Source organism: Nitratireductor aquimarinus (assembly GCF_017255295.1).
In the GTDB taxonomy this organism is placed as follows: domain Bacteria; phylum Pseudomonadota; class Alphaproteobacteria; order Rhizobiales; family Rhizobiaceae; genus Nitratireductor; species Nitratireductor aquimarinus.
Window position 1 is genome coordinate 598,223 of the sequence record NZ_JAFKDE010000002.1, and the last position, 15,831, is coordinate 614,053.

Genomic DNA, 15,831 nt, shown 5'->3' on the forward strand with positions numbered 1-15,831 from the left:
CGCCCCAGCCGCCTAGTCCTCGAACTGATATTCCGTCTCGAAGGGATCGGGCGCGGGCTTGTCGGGCAGGGTGCCTTCGGCCGCGCGCTTCTTGTGGTGGGCGAGCGAGCATTCGATGGTGCAGAGAATGCCGCGGTCGGTCCAGTAGGCCGGGCCGTTATCGATGTCGCCCTGATGATAGGTGAAGCCCGGCATGCCGAGTGCCTTTCCGCATTCGATGCAGCGATGTTTTTCCGGTCTTGCAAGCATGGGGCGTTCCTTCCGTTGGCCGGTTTCTACCGCACCGAACCGAAAAGTGGAAACCGGTTTTCGACAACTTCGATGTGCCGTCAAACCTTTGGAGCGTCCTTCGCGCCGCTGGATGGCCGCATCGTGATCCGACCCTGGTATCAGACACTGCAAGCTTTCTGAGTTTGACGTTTACGTAAAGAGAAAATATCAATCTTGCGCCAATGTATGATGGCGAGCGCTTTGCTGAACGGCTAGGGTCTCGCCGGACATCAGGAGGATTGCAGCATGTACCGAGCCCCTGTCGATGAAATCGCCTTCACCCTGAAACACGTCACCGGCTTTGCCGCTGACCTCGACAGCGGCCGGTTTGGCGATCTGTCGGAAGATCTGGTCGACGCCATCGTGGCGGAGGCAGGCCGCTTTGCAGCCGAAGAAATCGCGCCGCTGGCGCGGGTGGGCGACGAACAGGGCGCGGTGTTGAAGGACGGGGCCGTCACCACGCCGCCGGGCTGGGCCGATCTCTATCGCCGCTGGTGCGAGGGTGGCTGGAACGGGCTTGCCGCGCCCGAGGAATTCGGCGGGCAGGCGCTGCCGACGCTTCTCTCGGTCGCCGCCTTCGAGATGTGGAATTCCGGCTCCATGGCCTTCGCCATCGGTCCGACGCTGACGGTCGGCGCAATCGAGGCGCTCGACAAGCATGCGACGCCCGAGCTGCAGCAAAAATATCTGGAAAAGCTCGTTTCCGGCGCATGGATGGGCACGATGAACCTGACGGAGCCGCAGGCCGGTTCCGACCTCAACGCGCTCAAGGCTCGGGCCGAGCCGGTGGGCGACGGCACTTATCGGATTTTTGGCCAGAAGATTTTCATCACCTATGGCGAGCACGATTTCACCGACAACATCGTGCATCTGGTTCTGGCGCGGCTGCCGGATGCGCCGGCGGGCACCAAGGGCATTTCGCTGTTTCTGGTGCCGAAATTCTTCGTCAATGATGACGGATCGCTCGGCGCGCGCAACGATGCCTTCTGCGCCTCCATGGAGCACAAGCTCGGCATCCATGCTTCGCCCACCTGCACCATGATCTATGGCGACGGCAAGTTCGGCGACACGCCGGGCGCTGTCGGCTGGCTGATCGGTGAGGAAAATCGCGGTCTGGCCTGCATGTTCACCATGATGAACAACGCCCGGCTGGCAGTCGGCATGCAGGGTGTGGGCATTGCCGAAACCGCCACGCAGAAAGCGCTGGCCTATGCGCAGGACCGTCGGCAGGGCCGCGCCGCAGGTTCTAAGGGCGAAGGCATGAGCCCGATCGTGGCGCATCCCGATATCAAGCGCATGCTTTTGACCATGAAGGCGCAGACCCAGATGGCGCGCGCCATCACCTATTCCTGCGCCTACGCGATCGACCGGGCGCGGCTCGGTGAGGGCGATGAGGCAAAGGCCTGGCAGGCGCGCGCGGATATCCTGACGCCCATGGCCAAGGCATTCTCCACCGATGTGGGCGTGGATGTCGCCTCGCTTGGCGTGCAGGTGCATGGCGGCATGGGCTATGTTGAAGAGACGGGTGCTGCCGCGCTTTATCGCGACGCCCGCATCGCGCCGATCTATGAGGGCACCAACGGCATTCAGGCCATCGATCTCGTCATGCGCAAGCTGCCGCTTCAGGGTGGCGAGGCGATGGCGGCATTCTTAAACGAGCTGCGGGCCGACCATGCCGCACTCTCGGACGCATCGGGGCTTGGCGCAACGGCGGAAAGGCTGGGCCAGGCGCTGGATGATCTGGAGGAGACAACGGCGTATCTCACCAAGGCGCTCTCCGAGGGGCGGGTGAACGAGGCGCTTTGCGGCGCAACGCCTTATCTGCGGCTTTTCTCGCTGGTTATCGGCGTTGCGCTGAACACGCGGGCGCTTGCCGCCGGCGACCGGCCCGACCACGCCGTTCTGGTGCGTTTCATGGCGGAAAACCTGCTCGTGGAGACGGCAACGCTCAGGCAGCAGGTAATCGGCGGCGCTGACAGTCTGGATGCGGCGGCTGACGCGCTGCTTTCGGCCTGAACGTTCCGGGAGGAGGAGAAACCATGAGCGAACATGTTCTGATCGAGCGGCGCGGTGCGGTGCAGGTGATCCGCCTGAACCGGCCTGAAAAGAAGAACGCCATCACCCGCGCCATGTATGCGGCGATGGCCGAAGCGCTGAAGCGCGGCGATGAGGATGCGGACGTGCGCTGCCACGTCATTCTGGGCCAGAAGGGCGCGTTTTCCGCCGGCAATGATCTGGCCGATTTTCTGGCCGTCGCCACGGGCGGCGAGGGCGGTCAGGAGGTCTATGATTTCCTTCTGGCGCTGGCAGGGGCGGCAAAGCCTCTGGTCTCCGGCGTCGATGGCGTTGCGGTGGGCATTGGCACGACGATCCACATGCATTGTGACCTGACCTTCGCGACGCCCGCGACCGTGTTCTCCACGCCCTTTGTCGATCTCGGTCTGGTGCCTGAAGCGGGCTCCAGTCTGCTCGCCCCGGCGATCATGGGGCAGCAGCGGGCGTTTGCCCTTCTGGCTCTGGGCGAGGGGTTGCCGGCAGCCGATGCCTGTGCTGCGGGGCTCATTCACAGGGTTGTGGGGGCAGAGGCGCTCGAAGAGGCGGTGTTTGCGGCTGCCGAGGCACTTGTGGCAAAACCGCCGGAGGCGCTGAAGATTGCCCGCGATCTGCTGCGCGGTCCGCGCGACGACGTGATCGCGCGCATTCGCGAGGAGGCGGAGCATTTTCGTGCGCGCCTCAAATCGGATGAGGCGCGCGCCGCCTTCATGGCCTTCATGAGCCGCAAGGCGTCCTGAGGCTTACGGGTAGAGCCGTTTCGTCTGCCACGCGCCCTGATCGTCGCGGGTGAACACCACGCGGTCATGCAGGCGGAACGGACGGTCGTGCCAGAATTCGATCTGGCTCGGCACGATGCGGAAGCCCGACCAGTGCGCCGGGCGCGGGATTGCGCCCACGGCAAATTTGGCCGTGTATTCGGCAACCGCCTTTTCCAGCGCAAAGCGGCTTTCCAGCGGGCGCGACTGTTTTGATGCCCATGCGCCGATGCGGCTTCCGCGCGGCCGCGACGCGTAATACTCGTCCGCCTCCGCGTCGCTCACCTGCTCCACCGGTCCGCGAATGCGCACCTGACGGCGCAGGCTCTTCCAGTGAAAGCACATGGCCGCCTTTTCCGCGCTCAGGATTTCACCGCCCTTGGCGCTCTCGAAATTCGTGTAGAAGACGAAGCCGCGCTCATCGAACCCTTTCAGAAGCACCATGCGCACATTCGGCATTCCATCGGGATCGACGGTCGCCAGCGCCAGCGCATTGGGGTCGTTGGGTTCGGATTTCGTGGCGTCCTCGAGCCATTCGGCAAAGAGCCGAAAAGGCTCGCTGCGTTCGGTGAAGTCACCGGATTTTAACGTCTCGTCAATCATACTGGCTGCCTGGTTCGCGTTATCTACGGGGAGAATGCCGATTGTCGGGGGCAAAGCAAGCGCCAGTTCGGGGCAAGGCCTTGGCTCTGCGTGTTCTGCAGCGCTGTGTCGCGCCTGCAGCGGTGATTCTTCTGGCCGGGTGCAGTGTCTCGGCGCTTGATCCTGGAGCGCCGGATGTGGACCGTTCGGTTGTGACGGGTTCCATTGCGCCGGTGCCGATGCCGGAAAACTTCATGTCTCAGTCCGTGAAGCCTGCACCGCTGCCGACAGGGACGCACGCCATGCTGCACGCCATGGTCGGCGGCATGGGCGACAGTCTCGACGGCGCGCCGCCTCTTTCCTGGGACGATCCGGAAAATGATGTGCGCGGCGTTGTCACCGCCATTTTCGATGACGAGACCGGCACCTGCCGCCGCTTCGTGACCTCGCGTGAAAGTTTCGATGGCGTCGGACTTTATCGCGGTACGGTCTGTCCAACGCCCGAGTTCGGATGGCAGATACAGGCGTTCGAAGCGGTTTAGCGGCTGTTTCGGGCGCGGGGTCTGGAATTTCTTCCTAGCCAGACGCATATAGTGAACAACACCCCGAATTCACGAACGTTTTGCCGTATAATGCGGAACGATCAGGAATAGAGCTGCACATGCGCAATCCATATGACGTGTTGGGCGTGGCCAAGAACGCCTCGTCCAAGGAGATAAAATCGGCTTACCGTAAGCTGGCGAAGAAGTATCATCCGGACCAGAAGCCGGACGATCCGAAGGCCAAGGAGCGCTTCGCAGAAATCGGGCAGGCCTATGAAATTCTGGGCGACGAGAAACAGCGCGGCGCTTTCGACCGCGGTGAGATCGATGCCGAAGGCAAACCGCGTTTCACCGGTTTTGAAGGCGGGGGCGCGGGCGGTGATCCGTTTGGCGGTTTCCGGCGGTCGGGCCGGGGCGGGCCGGGCGGCCCGGGTGCGCAGCATTTCGAATTCAGAAGCGGCGGTCCCGATGGGGCCGGTTTCAGCGGCGCGGACATTTTCAGCCAGATCTTCGGTGACGCTTTTTCGCAGCAGGGCGGTCCTGCCGGTCAGGGACGGCGCGCTGGCGCTGGACACAAGCGCCCGAGCGGCATGGGCGATCTGAACGCGACGCTGGATGTCGATATCGAGGACGTTGCAAAGGCTTCCAAGGTCACGGCCATCTTCCCGGGCGGGCGGCGCATCGCGGTCAAGCTCCCGCGCCACGTGGAAGACGGCCAGACCATCCGCCTCAAGGGGCAGGGCGAGGAGACGCCATTTGGCGAGCGCGGCGATGCGCTGGTCAAGCTGCGCTTCCGCAAGCACCCGCGCTACCGCGTTGAGGGCCGGGACCTGCATGTGGATCTGCCGGTGAGCCTGCGTGATGCGGTTCTGGGCGCGAAAGTGCCCGTTGAAACGCCGACGGGACGGCTTGCGCTGACCATTCCGGCCTGGACAAGTTCTGACCGCACCATGCGTCTGAAAGGGCGCGGCCTGCCGCTGAAGACCGATGGAAACGGCGACCTTTACGCTCATATCCAGATCATGCTGCCGGAAGGCGGAGATCCGGCGCTTGAGGCATTGTTCCGCCAATCGGCTTGATGCCTTCGCCGGGCTGTGCGATAGGGCTGCCGGCTTATTTATATTGCGCGGTCGGGAATCGCCCGGTCGTGCTATGCAGGTAGTTGGAGTGATGAAGCGCCGCGCCTTCTGGTGAAAGCATGACGCTTCGGCAATTGAATTCGGAGAACCATTCCATGACAAGTGGCAATGGCCTGATGGCCGGAAAGCGCGGGCTCATTCTGGGTGTCGCCAACAACCGCTCGATCGCCTGGGGTATCGCCAAGGCGTGCGCCAATGCCGGCGCAGAGCTTGCTTTGACCTATCAGGGCGACGCCCTGAAGAAGCGCGTCGAGCCGCTGGCTGAAGAGCTGGGCGCGATCGTCGCCGGTCACTGCGACGTGACCGACATGGACAGCGTCGATGCGGTGTTCGAGAAGCTTGAGAAGGAGTGGGGCAAGCTGGACTTCCTGGTCCATGCCGTCGCTTTCTCCGACAAGGACGAGCTGACCGGCCGTTATGTCGATACGAGCCGCGACAACTTCCTGCGCAGCATGGACATCTCGGTCTATTCGCTCACCGCGCTTGCCAAGCGCGCCGAGCCGCTGATGACCGATGGTGGCTCCATCCTGACGCTCACCTATTACGGCGCCGAGAAGGTGATGCCGCACTACAATGTCATGGGCGTCGCCAAGGCCGCGCTTGAGGCGAGCGTGCGTTATATGGCGGTCGATCTGGGCGGCAGCAACATTCGTGTCAACGCCATTTCGGCTGGCCCGATCAAGACGCTGGCGGCTTCGGGCATCGGCGATTTCCGCTACATTCTGCGCTGGAACGAGTACAACTCGCCGCTCAAGCGCGTTGTCACCACCGATGAGGTGGGCGATTCCGCTCTCTACATGCTGTCGCATCTCTCGCGCGGCGTGACGGGCGAAGTGCTGCATGTCGATTCCGGCTATCACGTGGTCGGCATGAAGGCCGTGGACGCTCCCGATATTTCTGTCGTGACGGAGTAGATCGGCCTGCGTTCATTCGAACGCGCAAAGGACGATCCTAACCAGTGATGGAGCATCGGAATACCCGAAAGCCGGTTCCTGCTTTTCGGTCCGATGCTCCAAGTCAGAAGGCCCGCAGTGCTTCCCACCCTCTATATCATCAGACACGGCCAGACGGCCTGGAACGCCGAAGAGCGTCTTCAGGGGCAGGCCGATACTGATATCAATGCGGTTGGTCAGGTTCAGGCCGACCGTAATGGCATTCGCCTTGCCGATCTTCTCGATCACAATGCGGATGGCTTTGATTTTGTCGCAAGCCCGTTACGACGTACGCGCGAGACGATGGAGCGTGTGCGCGCAGGCCTTGGCCTGCCGCGCGAGGCATACCGCACCGATCCCCGGCTGATGGAACTGAATTTCGGCGACTGGCAGGGCTTTACCTATGCCGAGCTGGAAGCGGAAAATCCCGGCTGCACGGCAGCCCGTTCGAACGACAAATGGGGATTTGTCCCGCCCGGCGACAATGCAGAGAGCTATGAAAAGCTGGCTGAGCGCATCAAGCCGTGGCTCGGAGAGGTCACAGGGCCGACCGTCTGTGTCACCCATGGCGGCGTGATCCGCTCGCTTCTTTACCTGCTGGGCCATGCGTCCAGCGATGAAGCGGCTGCGCTCACCATACCGCAGGATCGCATCCTGCGGTTTGAGAGTGGTTCGGCAGACTGGCTGTAAGGCTCACTCGGGCAGAAGCATGTCCGTGATCTGCTTCACGCCATTGTCGACTTCCCGATAGGCGAGAACCACTTCCATGCCGGGCTGAATGGCGGAAACGTCCATCTCGCTCGGCAGCTTGTAGGTCTGGCCATTTTCAAGCGTGATGGTGAGATTGTCCGGGTCCACATTGCGAACCTTGCCCTCGGCGTCGAGGGCAAAGGCGGATGAGGCAAGCATTAATAATCCCACTGCCGCGGCGAAAATGCGCATTCCACACCTCTCGGATTTCTATGTGGCGCCCGTATCCGGGGCGCGAATCCCTTCAATTTTGTAAACCACCTAATTGTGTCAAAACTTTCGCATTAGGCAATCCGGTTTGACCGCACCCGCAAAGGCCAATAGAAGCGAAACGACCGGCTCTCGGGGACGCGCTCGATGGTCGGGCTGTCTGTTTTCTGGAAGCCTGCATTCATGTCTCACAACACATTCGGTCATCTGTTTCGTGTCACCACCTGGGGCGAGAGCCATGGCCCGGCCATAGGCTGCGTGGTCGATGGCTGCCCGCCCGGCATTCGTTTCACGCTGGCCGAGATCCAGGCCGAGCTCGACAAGCGGCGTCCGGGGCAGTCGCGTTTCGTCACCCAGCGCCGCGAGCCGGATCAGGTGAAAATCCTGTCGGGCGTGCTGCCGGATGAGGACGGCGAAACGCTGATCACCACCGGCACTCCGGTCTCCATGCTGATCGAGAATGTTGACCAGCGCTCCAAGGATTATGGCGAGATCGCCAGGCGCTTCCGGCCGGGGCATGCGGACTACACCTACGAGACGAAATACGGTCTGCGCGACTATCGCGGCGGTGGCCGTTCTTCGGCGCGCGAGACGGCGACGCGGGTTGCCGCAGGCGCGCTCGCCCGCAAGGTCGTGCCGGGCATGAATGTGCGCGCAGCGCTTGTCGCCATGGGGGAGAAGGAAATCGACCGGGCCAACTGGGACTGGGATTTCATCGGCAATGCGGACAATCCCTTCTTCACTCCGGACCCGAACTCTGTTCCGGTGTTCACCGAATATCTCGACGGCATCCGCAAGGCGGGTTCGTCGGTGGGCGCGGTGATCGAGGTTGTGGCGGAAGACGTGCCTGCCGGTCTCGGCGCGCCGATCTACGCCAAGCTCGATCAGGATATCTGCGCCAATCTGATGTCGATCAACGCCGTGAAGGGCGTGGAGATCGGCAATGGTTTCGAGGCGGCGCGGATCACCGGCGAGGAAAACGCCGACGAGATGCGCATGGGCAATGACGGAACCCCGCGCTTTCTGAGCAACAATGCCGGCGGCATTCTGGGCGGCATCTCCACCGGTGAGCCCATCGTGGCGCGCTTCGCCGTCAAGCCGACCTCGTCGATCCTGACGCCGCGCCAGAGCATCGACAGGGACGGCAATGAGGTCGATGTTCTGACCAAGGGCCGGCACGATCCCTGTGTGGGCATCCGCGCGGTGCCGATTGCCGAGGCAATGGTGGCCTGCGCAATCGCCGATCATTATCTGCGGCACCGTGGCCAGACCGGTCGCATCTGAGGAGTTTTCCCATGCCCTATGACCAGAAGAAGGTCGTTGAAGCCCTGCGCGCCTTTGAAAAGGGCGAGATCGTTGTCGTCATGGATGATGACGGGCGCGAGAACGAGGGCGACCTGATTGTCGCCGCCGTGCACTGCACGCCCGAGAACATGGCCTTCATCGTGCGCCATACCTCCGGCATTGTCTGCGCACCCATGCCGCAGGGCGAAGCGCGGCGGCTGAACCTGACGCCGATGGTGGCCGAGAACGATGCGCCGCATTCCACGGCCTTTACCGTCAGCGTCGATTTCAAACATGGCACGACCACCGGCATTTCGGCTGATGACCGCACGCTGACCGTGCGCAATCTGGCGAACCCCAATGTCGGCCCCGGCGACTTTGTGCGACCGGGACACATTTTCCCGCTGGTGGCGCGCGAGGGCGGGGTGCTGATGCGCTCGGGCCATACGGAAGCGGCTGTCGATCTGTGCAAGCTCGCCGGCCTGCCGCCGGTTGGCGTGATCTGCGAACTGGTCAATGATGACGGCACGGTGATGCGTGGACCGCAAGTCTCTGCCTTTGCCGAGAAGAATGGTCTCAAGCAGGTGTCGGTCGCCGATCTCATCGCCTATCGCCAGCGTCAGGAAACGCTGGTGGAGCGGGTGGCGAGTTTTGACATCGACACGCCGAGCGGCCCTGCAAAGGCTCATGCCTACACGCTTCCCTGGGAAGCCATGCAGCATCTGGCCATCGTCTTCGGCGACATTCGCGACGGCGTCGACATTCCCGTGCGTCTTCACACCGAGGACGTGGTGACGGACGTGTTCGGCACGGAAGAGCGCCTGCGCGAGGCCATGGAGCGCATGAACGGCCTTGGTCGTGGCGTTCTGGTCTATCTGCGCGAGGGGTCGGTGGGCGTTGCCCATCAGAACCGCCGCCGTCCGGCCGGCAACGAAGATCGCGAGGATCATGACGAAGCCCTGCGGCGCGAGAGCGAGTGGCGCGAGATCGGCCTTGGCGCGCAGATCCTGAAGGATCTGGGCATTTCCTCGATCAAGCTGATGGCCTCCCGCGAGCGCCATTATGTGGGGCTTGAAGGTTTCGGTATCGAGATCGCTTCGACCGACATCATGTAAGAAAAACAGCCCCAGGGGCTGTGGCAGCGGGCATGAAGGCATCCATCCGGCCCAAAAGGCCGGGTGAAAGCCTGTTGACATGCGACCACTGCGCGAAATCCTGTCATGGCCAAGTTATGCTTTGGCAATTACAGTTATGACATGAACACCCGTTTCTACACGCATTCGATCTGCCGTGAGCACATCACACCACCCGGCCACCCGGAGCGGGCGGACCGATTACGGGTGATCGTGGATCGGCTCGACGACGAGCCCTTCACCTATCTGGAGCGGCTGGAAGCGCCGCTCGCCGATGAAGAGACCGTGCTCTACGCACATCCGCAGGAGCATCTCGACAAGGTGAAGGCGAATATTCCCGAAGAGGGGATGGCGCGCATCGATGAAGACACGATCATCAGTCCGAAGAGCTTTGAAGCGGCGCTGACCGCCATCGGCGGCGCGCTGGCCGGTGTGGACGACGTGTTTTCCGGCGATACCGGCAATGTGTTCGTGGCAGGTCGTCCGCCCGGCCACCATGCCGAGAAGAACCGCGCCATGGGGTTCTGCCTGTTCAACAATGCGGCCATCGCCGCGCGCCATGCCCAGAAGAAGCACGGCGCGGAGCGTGTCGCCATCGTTGACTGGGACGTGCATCACGGAAACGGCACGCAGGAGATTTTCTGGGACGATCCGAGCGTTCTTTACTGCTCCACGCACCAGATGCCGCTTTTCCCGGGAACGGGTGCGGCCCATGAAACGGGGGCGGGCAACATCTTCAACGCGCCGCTTGCCGCCGGCTCCGGCTCGGAGATTTTTCGCGAGGCGTTCGACAAGGTCATTCTGCCGGCGCTCGACCGGTTTTCGCCCGATCTGATCATCATTTCGGCAGGCTTTGACGCGCACCGCCGCGACCCGCTTGCGGAGATCAATCTGGAGGCTGAGGATTTCGACTGGGCGACGGGCGTTCTGATGGAGCGGGCCGATCGTTTGTCACAGGGTCGCCTTGTCAGCCTGCTTGAAGGTGGGTACGACCTGCAGGGACTTTCCGTGTCGGTCGCTGCGCATGTCGGCCGCTTGTTAAAGGGGTGAGAGATGGCCGAAGAAGCCAACAGCGACATCAAGGGCATGAGCTTCGAGCAGGCGCTCGAGGCGCTGGAGAAGATCGTTGAGGATCTCGAGCGCGGCGACGTGCCGCTCGACCAGTCGATCAGGATCTATGAGCGCGGCGAGGCGCTGAAGAAGCACTGCGACCAGCTGCTCAAGGCGGCCGAGGACAAGGTGGAGAAGATCCGCCTCTCACGCGAAGGGCAGGCAGCCGGCAGCGAGCCACTCGACGAAAGCTGAGTCCGGAAAATCCAAAATATCGGCAACCTCTGTACATTTGTTTGTGCGGAGGTTGTTTTGTATTTGCATCATGAAAAATTATGCTCCTTTGAAACTGTACTGTTTCATCGCATTGCGTTTACTTTGGATAGCTGACGTCCTATGTCGAAGCGATGCAAACAGCCGAGGTGACGCGCGTGAAATCGCCACCCGAGACTCCACTTCTCGATACGGTCGGCATTCCTGCCGATCTCAAACGCCTTTCCGAGGATGCGCTTCCTCAGCTTGCTGACGAGCTGCGCGCCGAACTGATCGACGTGGTCTCCAGGACCGGCGGGCACCTGGGCGCAGGGCTCGGCGTGGTCGAGCTGACCGTGGCGCTGCACTATGTGTTCGACACGCCGGATGACCGGTTGATCTGGGATGTGGGCCATCAGGCCTATCCGCACAAGATCATCACCGGGCGGCGCGATCGCATCCGCACTCTGCGGCAGGAGGGCGGGCTCTACGGTTTCACCAAGCGCTCGGAGAGCGAATACGATCCGTTCGGAACCGCGCATTCCTCCACCTCCATCTCCGCCGGTCTCGGCATGGCCGTTGCCCATGAGCTGGCTGGCGAAAAGCGCAATGTGATTGCGGTGATCGGCGATGGTGCGATGTCGGCGGGCATGGCCTATGAGGCGATGAACAATGCCGGCGCTCTCGACGCCCGGCTGATCGTCATCCTCAACGACAACGACATGTCGATTGCGCCGCCGCAGGGCGCGATGAGCGCCTATCTGGCGCGGCTTGCCTCGGGGCGGGCCTATCAGGGCGTGCGCGATTTCGGCAAGAAACTCACCTCCTATCTGGGCGAGGGCGTGGACCGGGCGATCACCCGCGCGGTGGAGCATGCGCGCGGCTATGTGACCGGCGGCACGCTGTTTGAGGAAATGGGGTTCTTCCACATCGGTCCCATCGACGGGCACAATCTCAAACACCTCATCCCGGTTCTGAAGAATGTGCGCGACAATGGCACGGGGCCGGTGCTCATCCATGTGGTGACGAAGAAGGGCAAGGGTTATCCGCCCGCAGAGGCCGCCGCCGACAAATATCATGGCGTCAACAAGTTCGACGTCATCACCGGCGCGCAGGCCAAGGCGCCGGCGAACGCGCCGAGCTACACCAAGGTTTTCGCCCAGTCGCTCATTCAGGAAGCGCGCGAGGACGACCGGATCGTCACCGTCACGGCGGCGATGCCGTCCGGCACCGGGCTCGACCTGTTCGAGCAGGAGTTTCCCGAACGCACTTTTGATGTGGGCATTGCCGAGCAGCATGCGGTGACCTTTGCCGCCGGGCTGGCGACGGAGGGGCTGCGCCCATTCGCGGCGATCTATTCGACCTTCCTCCAGCGCGCCTATGACCAGGTGGTGCATGATGTGGCGCTGCAAAACCTGCCGGTTCGCTTTGCCATCGACCGCGCCGGCTTTGTGGGGGCGGATGGCGCCACCCATTGCGGCGCGTTCGACATCACCTATCTGGCCAGCCTGCCGAATTTCGTCGTCATGGCGGCGGCGGACGAGGCGGAGTTGCGCCACATGGTGCGCACCGCCGTGGAACATGATCACGGGCCAATCGCCTTCCGCTATCCGCGTGGCAATGGCATTGGCGTCGAGATGCCGGAGCGCGGCGAGGTGCTGGAACTGGGCAAGGGGCGCATCATGCGCGAGGGCTCCAAGGTGGCGCTTCTCTCGCTGGGCGGCCGGCTTGAAGACTGCATGAAGGCGGCGGACGAGCTGGATGCGGCGGGTCTTTCCACGACCGTGGCCGACGCCCGCTTCGCCAAGCCGCTGGACACGGAGATGATTCGCCGGCTGGCGCAGGAGCACGAGGTTCTCATCACCATCGAGGAAGGCTCCATCGGCGGTTTCGGTTCGCATGTGCTCAATTTCCTGGCGCATGAAGGTCTGCTCGAAAGCGGTGTGAAGGTGCGGCCCATGGCCATGCCAGACCGCTTTATCGGCCACGCCAAGCCGGAGCGTATGGTGGAGGATGCGGGCCTTGATGCCCCGGCCATCGTGCGCACCGTGTTTGCCGCTCTAGGCCAGCAGGCGGAGAGCGCAGCGCGCGCCTGAAAACGGCGGGTTTTGGTTGGCAGGCGCGCCGCAGGCGGGTAAAGCACCCCAAATGCGCAATTCCAGCAGGACCCTCCGATGAGGCTCGACCAGTTTCTCGTAGAGCGAGGATTTTTCGACAGCCGCGCCCGCGCGCGCGACGCGATCCTGCGCGGCACGGTGATGGTGGACGGGAAACCGGCGAAAAAGCCGGGCCAGACGGTCGCGCCAACTGTCGAGATCGGTGTCGATGATCCGGCAAGCGCCTATGTATCGCGCGCGGCGCTAAAACTCCTGCGCGGCCTCCAGGTCTTCGGTTTCGATCCGAAAGGGGCCGAGGCGCTCGATATCGGCGCGTCGACCGGCGGTTTCACGCAGGTGCTTCTGGAGCGCGGCGCGGCCCATGTCACGGCCATCGATGTGGGCAGCGGGCAGATGGATGCCCGTATCGAGAGCGATCCGCGTGTCACGTCGCGCGAGGGCGTGAATGCAAGGCATCTGACGGCGGAAGACCTGAATGGCCGCGCGCCGGATTTTCTGGTGTCGGATGTGAGCTTCATTTCGCTGAAACTTGCCCTGCCGCCGGCACTCGCTCTGGCAGCGCCGGGCGCGTACGGTATCTTTCTGGTCAAGCCGCAGTTCGAGGCGGGGCGGGAAGCCATCGGCAAGGGCGGCCTGTTGCGCGATCCGGCGCGGGCCGATGAAATAGCTGCGGATCTGGAGAATTGGCTGGGGACGAACGCCGGCTGGCAGGCCGTGGGGCTTGCACCGTCGCCCATAGAGGGCGGAGACGGAAACCGTGAATTTCTTTTGGCCGGGCGCAGGAGCCGATGAGCGAAACTCTGACGATTGATCATCTGGGTGCACAGGGCGATGGCGTGGCGGTCACGCCGTCCGGGCCTGTCTATGTGCCGTTTGCGTTACCGGGCGAAGTGGTGGAAGCCGAAGTGCGCAAGGGGCGCGCCAGCAGGGTGAAGCTCCAGCAGGCCGTGCCGGAACGCGCCGAACCCGTGTGCCGTCATTTCGCCGATTGCGGCGGCTGCGCGGTGCAGCATCTGGAACAGGAAGCCTATCGCGCCTGGAAGCGCGACAAGGTGGAGCGCGCGCTGCAGGCGCGCGGCATCGATGTGGCGGTGGAGCCGCTTGTCGCGTGTCCGCCGCAGACGCGCCGCCGCGTGACCTTCACCGCACGGCGTCTGGGCTCGGATATCCTGCTTGGCTTCAACGCCGCGCAGACGCACCGCATCGTCGTGATCGAGGAATGTCCGGTCGCCACGCCCGGCATCACGGGGGCGCTGGATGATCTGCGGGATCTGGCAAAGGCAATCGCCGCAACGCCAAAACCGTTCCATATGACGGTGACCGAGACGGTGTCCGGCCTCGACATAGCGGTTGTGGGCGCAGGAAAGCTTGGCGAAAAGCAGCGCCGGGCCGTGGTGGACATGGCGCTCTCAAAGCAGGTTTCGCGGCTGTCCGCCGATGGCGAGATCATCGTGGAAGGCAACAAGCCGGCCGTGCTCTTCGGCGGTGTGCCGGTGGCGATCCCGCCGGCCGGCTTTCTGCAGGCGACCGCCGAGGCGGAAAACGCGATGGCCGCACTCGTGGCGGGGTACTTGGAAGGCTGCAAGCATGTTGCCGACCTCTTTGCCGGCAGCGGCACGTTTGCGCTGCGGCTTGCGCAGAAGGCGCGGGTCTACGCCGCCGAGGGCGATGCAGCAGCGCTTGCAGCACTCGACAATGCCGCACGGCAGTGGCCGTCGCTCAAGCCGGTGAAGGCGGAAAAGCGCGATCTCTTCCACCGTCCGCTTCTGGTCAAGGAGCTGGCGGATTTCGACGGGCTGGTTTTCGATCCTCCCCGCGCGGGTGCGGAGTTCCAGTGCCGGCAGCTTGCCCGCTCGACCGTGCGGCGCATTGCGGCGGTGTCGTGCAATCCGGGCACGCTGGCGCGGGATCTGGCGATCCTTGTCGAGGGTGGCTATCGCGTCACCAGCGTCACGCCCATCGACCAGTTCCTCTGGTCGCCGCATGTGGAAGCGGTGGCGCTTCTGGAAAAGAAGCCGCAGCGGCGATAAGGCGTTTCCGCCTGACCGCGAAATGTGCTGATCAGCCCTTCAGGAGCATGTCGACATAGGAAGGCACCACGCGGCTTGCCGGCCCGTGGATCGCCTCGTCGAAATCATCGAACGTGTCGGAGGGCTCGAGATTGAGCTCGATCGTGTGCGCGCCGGAGCGGCCGGCTTCCTGAACGAACTGTGCTGCCGGATAGACATTGCCCGACGTGCCGATGGACATGAATAGATCGGCAGCGCGAAGTGCGGTGTAGATGCGTTCCATCTGATAGGGCATCTCGCCGAACCAGACGACATCCGGGCGCATGTGGCCGACCGCGCCGCAGGAAGGGCAGGGCGTCTCCACCGACATGTCGCCCTGCCAGGCAGTGCGTACCCCGCAATCGGCGCATAACGCGCTCAGATGTTCGCCATGCATGTGGATCAGGTTGGAGGAGCCCGCCCTTTCATGCAGATCATCGATGTTCTGTGTGACGAGAAGCACTTCGCCGCTGAACTCGCGTTCCAGCCGGGCGAGTGCGCGGTGCGCATCGTTGGGCTCAAGCCCGGCGATCCTGCGCCGGCGCATATTGTAGAAATCATGCACCAGAACCGGATTGGCGGCGAAGCCCTCGGGCGTCGCCACGTCGCGATAGTCGATCTTGGACCACAGACCGTTCCTGTCGCGGAACGTGTCCACGCCGGATTCGGCGGAGATGCCTGCGCCGGTCAGTATGACGATGCGCTCGAACAT

At 63.1% G+C, this 15,831-nt stretch carries 17 protein-coding genes; 13 read left to right on the forward strand and 4 right to left on the reverse strand.

Annotated elements, in window-relative coordinates:
- Positions 1 to 12 precede the first annotated feature (12 nt).
- Positions 13 to 249 carry a hypothetical protein gene (locus JYP46_RS03170; protein ID WP_206547246.1) on the reverse strand — a complete coding sequence of 79 codons (237 nt, stop codon included), beginning with the start codon at positions 247 to 249 and terminating at the stop codon, positions 13 to 15.
- 267 nt (positions 250 to 516) lie between these two features.
- On the opposite strand from JYP46_RS03170, the gene JYP46_RS03175 reads away from it, so the two are divergent.
- Together JYP46_RS03175 and JYP46_RS03180 are read left to right on the forward strand one after the other, a co-directional pair.
- Entirely contained in the window at positions 517 to 2,286 is a 1,770-nt protein-coding gene (locus tag JYP46_RS03175) for an acyl-CoA dehydrogenase family protein (RefSeq protein ID WP_206547247.1), read from the forward strand.
- Between the two features lie 23 nt (positions 2,287 to 2,309).
- Positions 2,310 to 3,062: a crotonase/enoyl-CoA hydratase family protein gene (locus tag JYP46_RS03180; RefSeq protein ID WP_113154511.1), complete on the forward strand. Its 753-nt coding sequence runs from the start codon at positions 2,310 to 2,312 to the stop codon at positions 3,060 to 3,062.
- Between the two features lie 3 nt (positions 3,063 to 3,065).
- Here JYP46_RS03180 and pdxH read toward each other — a convergent pair whose 3' ends face one another.
- Complete coding sequence (gene pdxH, locus JYP46_RS03185; RefSeq protein ID WP_206545842.1) at positions 3,066 to 3,683, reverse strand: pyridoxamine 5'-phosphate oxidase; 618 nt, start codon at positions 3,681 to 3,683, stop codon at positions 3,066 to 3,068.
- Between the two features lie 80 nt (positions 3,684 to 3,763).
- Between pdxH and JYP46_RS03190 the strand changes: the two genes are divergently transcribed.
- The 4 genes from JYP46_RS03190 to JYP46_RS03205 all read left to right on the forward strand — a co-directional run bounded on the left by JYP46_RS03190 (position 3,764) and on the right by JYP46_RS03205 (position 6,965).
- Entirely contained in the window at positions 3,764 to 4,204 is a 441-nt protein-coding gene (locus tag JYP46_RS03190) for an RT0821/Lpp0805 family surface protein (protein WP_206547248.1), read from the forward strand.
- A gap of 119 nt (positions 4,205 to 4,323) precedes the next feature.
- Positions 4,324 to 5,283, forward strand: coding sequence for a DnaJ C-terminal domain-containing protein (locus JYP46_RS03195; protein WP_206547249.1), 960 nt, complete (start codon positions 4,324 to 4,326; stop codon positions 5,281 to 5,283).
- 155 nt (positions 5,284 to 5,438) lie between these two features.
- Complete coding sequence (gene fabI, locus JYP46_RS03200) at positions 5,439 to 6,257, forward strand: enoyl-ACP reductase FabI (RefSeq protein WP_113154515.1); 819 nt, start codon at positions 5,439 to 5,441, stop codon at positions 6,255 to 6,257.
- Positions 6,258 to 6,374: 117 nt separating this feature from the next.
- Positions 6,375 to 6,965, forward strand: coding sequence for a histidine phosphatase family protein (locus tag JYP46_RS03205; RefSeq protein WP_206545845.1), 591 nt, complete (start codon positions 6,375 to 6,377; stop codon positions 6,963 to 6,965).
- A gap of 3 nt (positions 6,966 to 6,968) precedes the next feature.
- Here JYP46_RS03205 and JYP46_RS03210 read toward each other — a convergent pair whose 3' ends face one another.
- Entirely contained in the window at positions 6,969 to 7,217 is a 249-nt protein-coding gene (locus JYP46_RS03210; RefSeq protein ID WP_113154517.1) for a DUF1344 domain-containing protein, read from the reverse strand.
- A gap of 201 nt (positions 7,218 to 7,418) precedes the next feature.
- Between JYP46_RS03210 and aroC the strand changes: the two genes are divergently transcribed.
- The 7 genes from aroC (at position 7,419) to JYP46_RS03245 (ending at position 15,101) form a co-directional block, all read left to right on the forward strand.
- Positions 7,419 to 8,519, forward strand: a complete 1,101-nt coding sequence (gene aroC / locus JYP46_RS03215; RefSeq protein ID WP_113156212.1) for a chorismate synthase — start codon at positions 7,419 to 7,421, stop codon at positions 8,517 to 8,519.
- Positions 8,520 to 8,530: 11 nt separating this feature from the next.
- Positions 8,531 to 9,634, forward strand: coding sequence for a 3,4-dihydroxy-2-butanone-4-phosphate synthase (gene ribB, locus JYP46_RS03220; protein WP_113154518.1), 1,104 nt, complete (start codon positions 8,531 to 8,533; stop codon positions 9,632 to 9,634).
- Between the two features lie 141 nt (positions 9,635 to 9,775).
- A complete protein-coding gene (locus JYP46_RS03225) occupies positions 9,776 to 10,702 on the forward strand; it encodes a histone deacetylase family protein (RefSeq protein WP_206546025.1) in 927 nt (308 codons plus the stop codon).
- Between the two features lie 3 nt (positions 10,703 to 10,705).
- Positions 10,706 to 10,957: an exodeoxyribonuclease VII small subunit gene (locus JYP46_RS03230; RefSeq protein WP_113154519.1), complete on the forward strand. Its 252-nt coding sequence runs from the start codon at positions 10,706 to 10,708 to the stop codon at positions 10,955 to 10,957.
- Positions 10,958 to 11,109: 152 nt separating this feature from the next.
- Positions 11,110 to 13,050, forward strand: a complete 1,941-nt coding sequence (gene dxs / locus JYP46_RS03235; RefSeq protein WP_210344198.1) for a 1-deoxy-D-xylulose-5-phosphate synthase — start codon at positions 11,110 to 11,112, stop codon at positions 13,048 to 13,050.
- Between the two features lie 78 nt (positions 13,051 to 13,128).
- Positions 13,129 to 13,863, forward strand: a complete 735-nt coding sequence (locus JYP46_RS03240; RefSeq protein WP_206547250.1) for a TlyA family RNA methyltransferase — start codon at positions 13,129 to 13,131, stop codon at positions 13,861 to 13,863.
- Positions 13,860 to 15,101 (forward strand): class I SAM-dependent RNA methyltransferase, encoded by a 1,242-nt coding sequence (locus JYP46_RS03245; protein ID WP_206547251.1) that lies wholly within the window; start codon positions 13,860 to 13,862, stop codon positions 15,099 to 15,101. The genes JYP46_RS03240 and JYP46_RS03245 overlap by 4 nt, the downstream gene beginning before the upstream one ends.
- 31 nt (positions 15,102 to 15,132) lie before the next feature.
- Here JYP46_RS03245 and JYP46_RS03250 read toward each other — a convergent pair whose 3' ends face one another.
- The gene (locus tag JYP46_RS03250; protein ID WP_210346553.1) at positions 15,133 to 15,831 is read right to left on the reverse strand and encodes an NAD-dependent deacylase; all 699 of its coding nucleotides are present in this window, start codon (positions 15,829 to 15,831) and stop codon (positions 15,133 to 15,135) included.

Excerpts from the sequence above, each read along its gene's own strand:
- JYP46_RS03170 (WP_206547246.1), bottom strand. The coding sequence starts at position 249 with ATGCTTGCAAGACCGGAAAAACATCGCTGCATCGAATGCGGAAAGGCA.
- JYP46_RS03175 (WP_206547247.1), top strand. The coding sequence starts at position 517 with ATGTACCGAGCCCCTGTCGATGAAATCGCCTTCACCCTGAAACACGTC.
- JYP46_RS03180 (WP_113154511.1), top strand. The coding sequence starts at position 2,310 with ATGAGCGAACATGTTCTGATCGAGCGGCGCGGTGCGGTGCAGGTGATC.
- pdxH (WP_206545842.1), bottom strand. The coding sequence starts at position 3,683 with ATGATTGACGAGACGTTAAAATCCGGTGACTTCACCGAACGCAGCGAG.
- JYP46_RS03195 (WP_206547249.1), top strand. The coding sequence starts at position 4,324 with ATGCGCAATCCATATGACGTGTTGGGCGTGGCCAAGAACGCCTCGTCC.
- fabI (WP_113154515.1), top strand. The coding sequence starts at position 5,439 with ATGACAAGTGGCAATGGCCTGATGGCCGGAAAGCGCGGGCTCATTCTG.
- JYP46_RS03210 (WP_113154517.1), bottom strand. The coding sequence starts at position 7,217 with ATGCGCATTTTCGCCGCGGCAGTGGGATTATTAATGCTTGCCTCATCC.
- aroC (WP_113156212.1), top strand. The coding sequence starts at position 7,419 with ATGTCTCACAACACATTCGGTCATCTGTTTCGTGTCACCACCTGGGGC.
- ribB (WP_113154518.1), top strand. The coding sequence starts at position 8,531 with ATGCCCTATGACCAGAAGAAGGTCGTTGAAGCCCTGCGCGCCTTTGAA.
- JYP46_RS03225 (WP_206546025.1), top strand. The coding sequence starts at position 9,776 with ATGAACACCCGTTTCTACACGCATTCGATCTGCCGTGAGCACATCACA.
- JYP46_RS03230 (WP_113154519.1), top strand. The coding sequence starts at position 10,706 with ATGGCCGAAGAAGCCAACAGCGACATCAAGGGCATGAGCTTCGAGCAG.
- dxs (WP_210344198.1), top strand. The coding sequence starts at position 11,110 with ATGCAAACAGCCGAGGTGACGCGCGTGAAATCGCCACCCGAGACTCCA.
- JYP46_RS03240 (WP_206547250.1), top strand. The coding sequence starts at position 13,129 with ATGAGGCTCGACCAGTTTCTCGTAGAGCGAGGATTTTTCGACAGCCGC.
- JYP46_RS03245 (WP_206547251.1), top strand. The coding sequence starts at position 13,860 with ATGAGCGAAACTCTGACGATTGATCATCTGGGTGCACAGGGCGATGGC.
- JYP46_RS03250 (WP_210346553.1), bottom strand. The coding sequence starts at position 15,831 with ATGTTCGAGCGCATCGTCATACTGACCGGCGCAGGCATCTCCGCCGAA.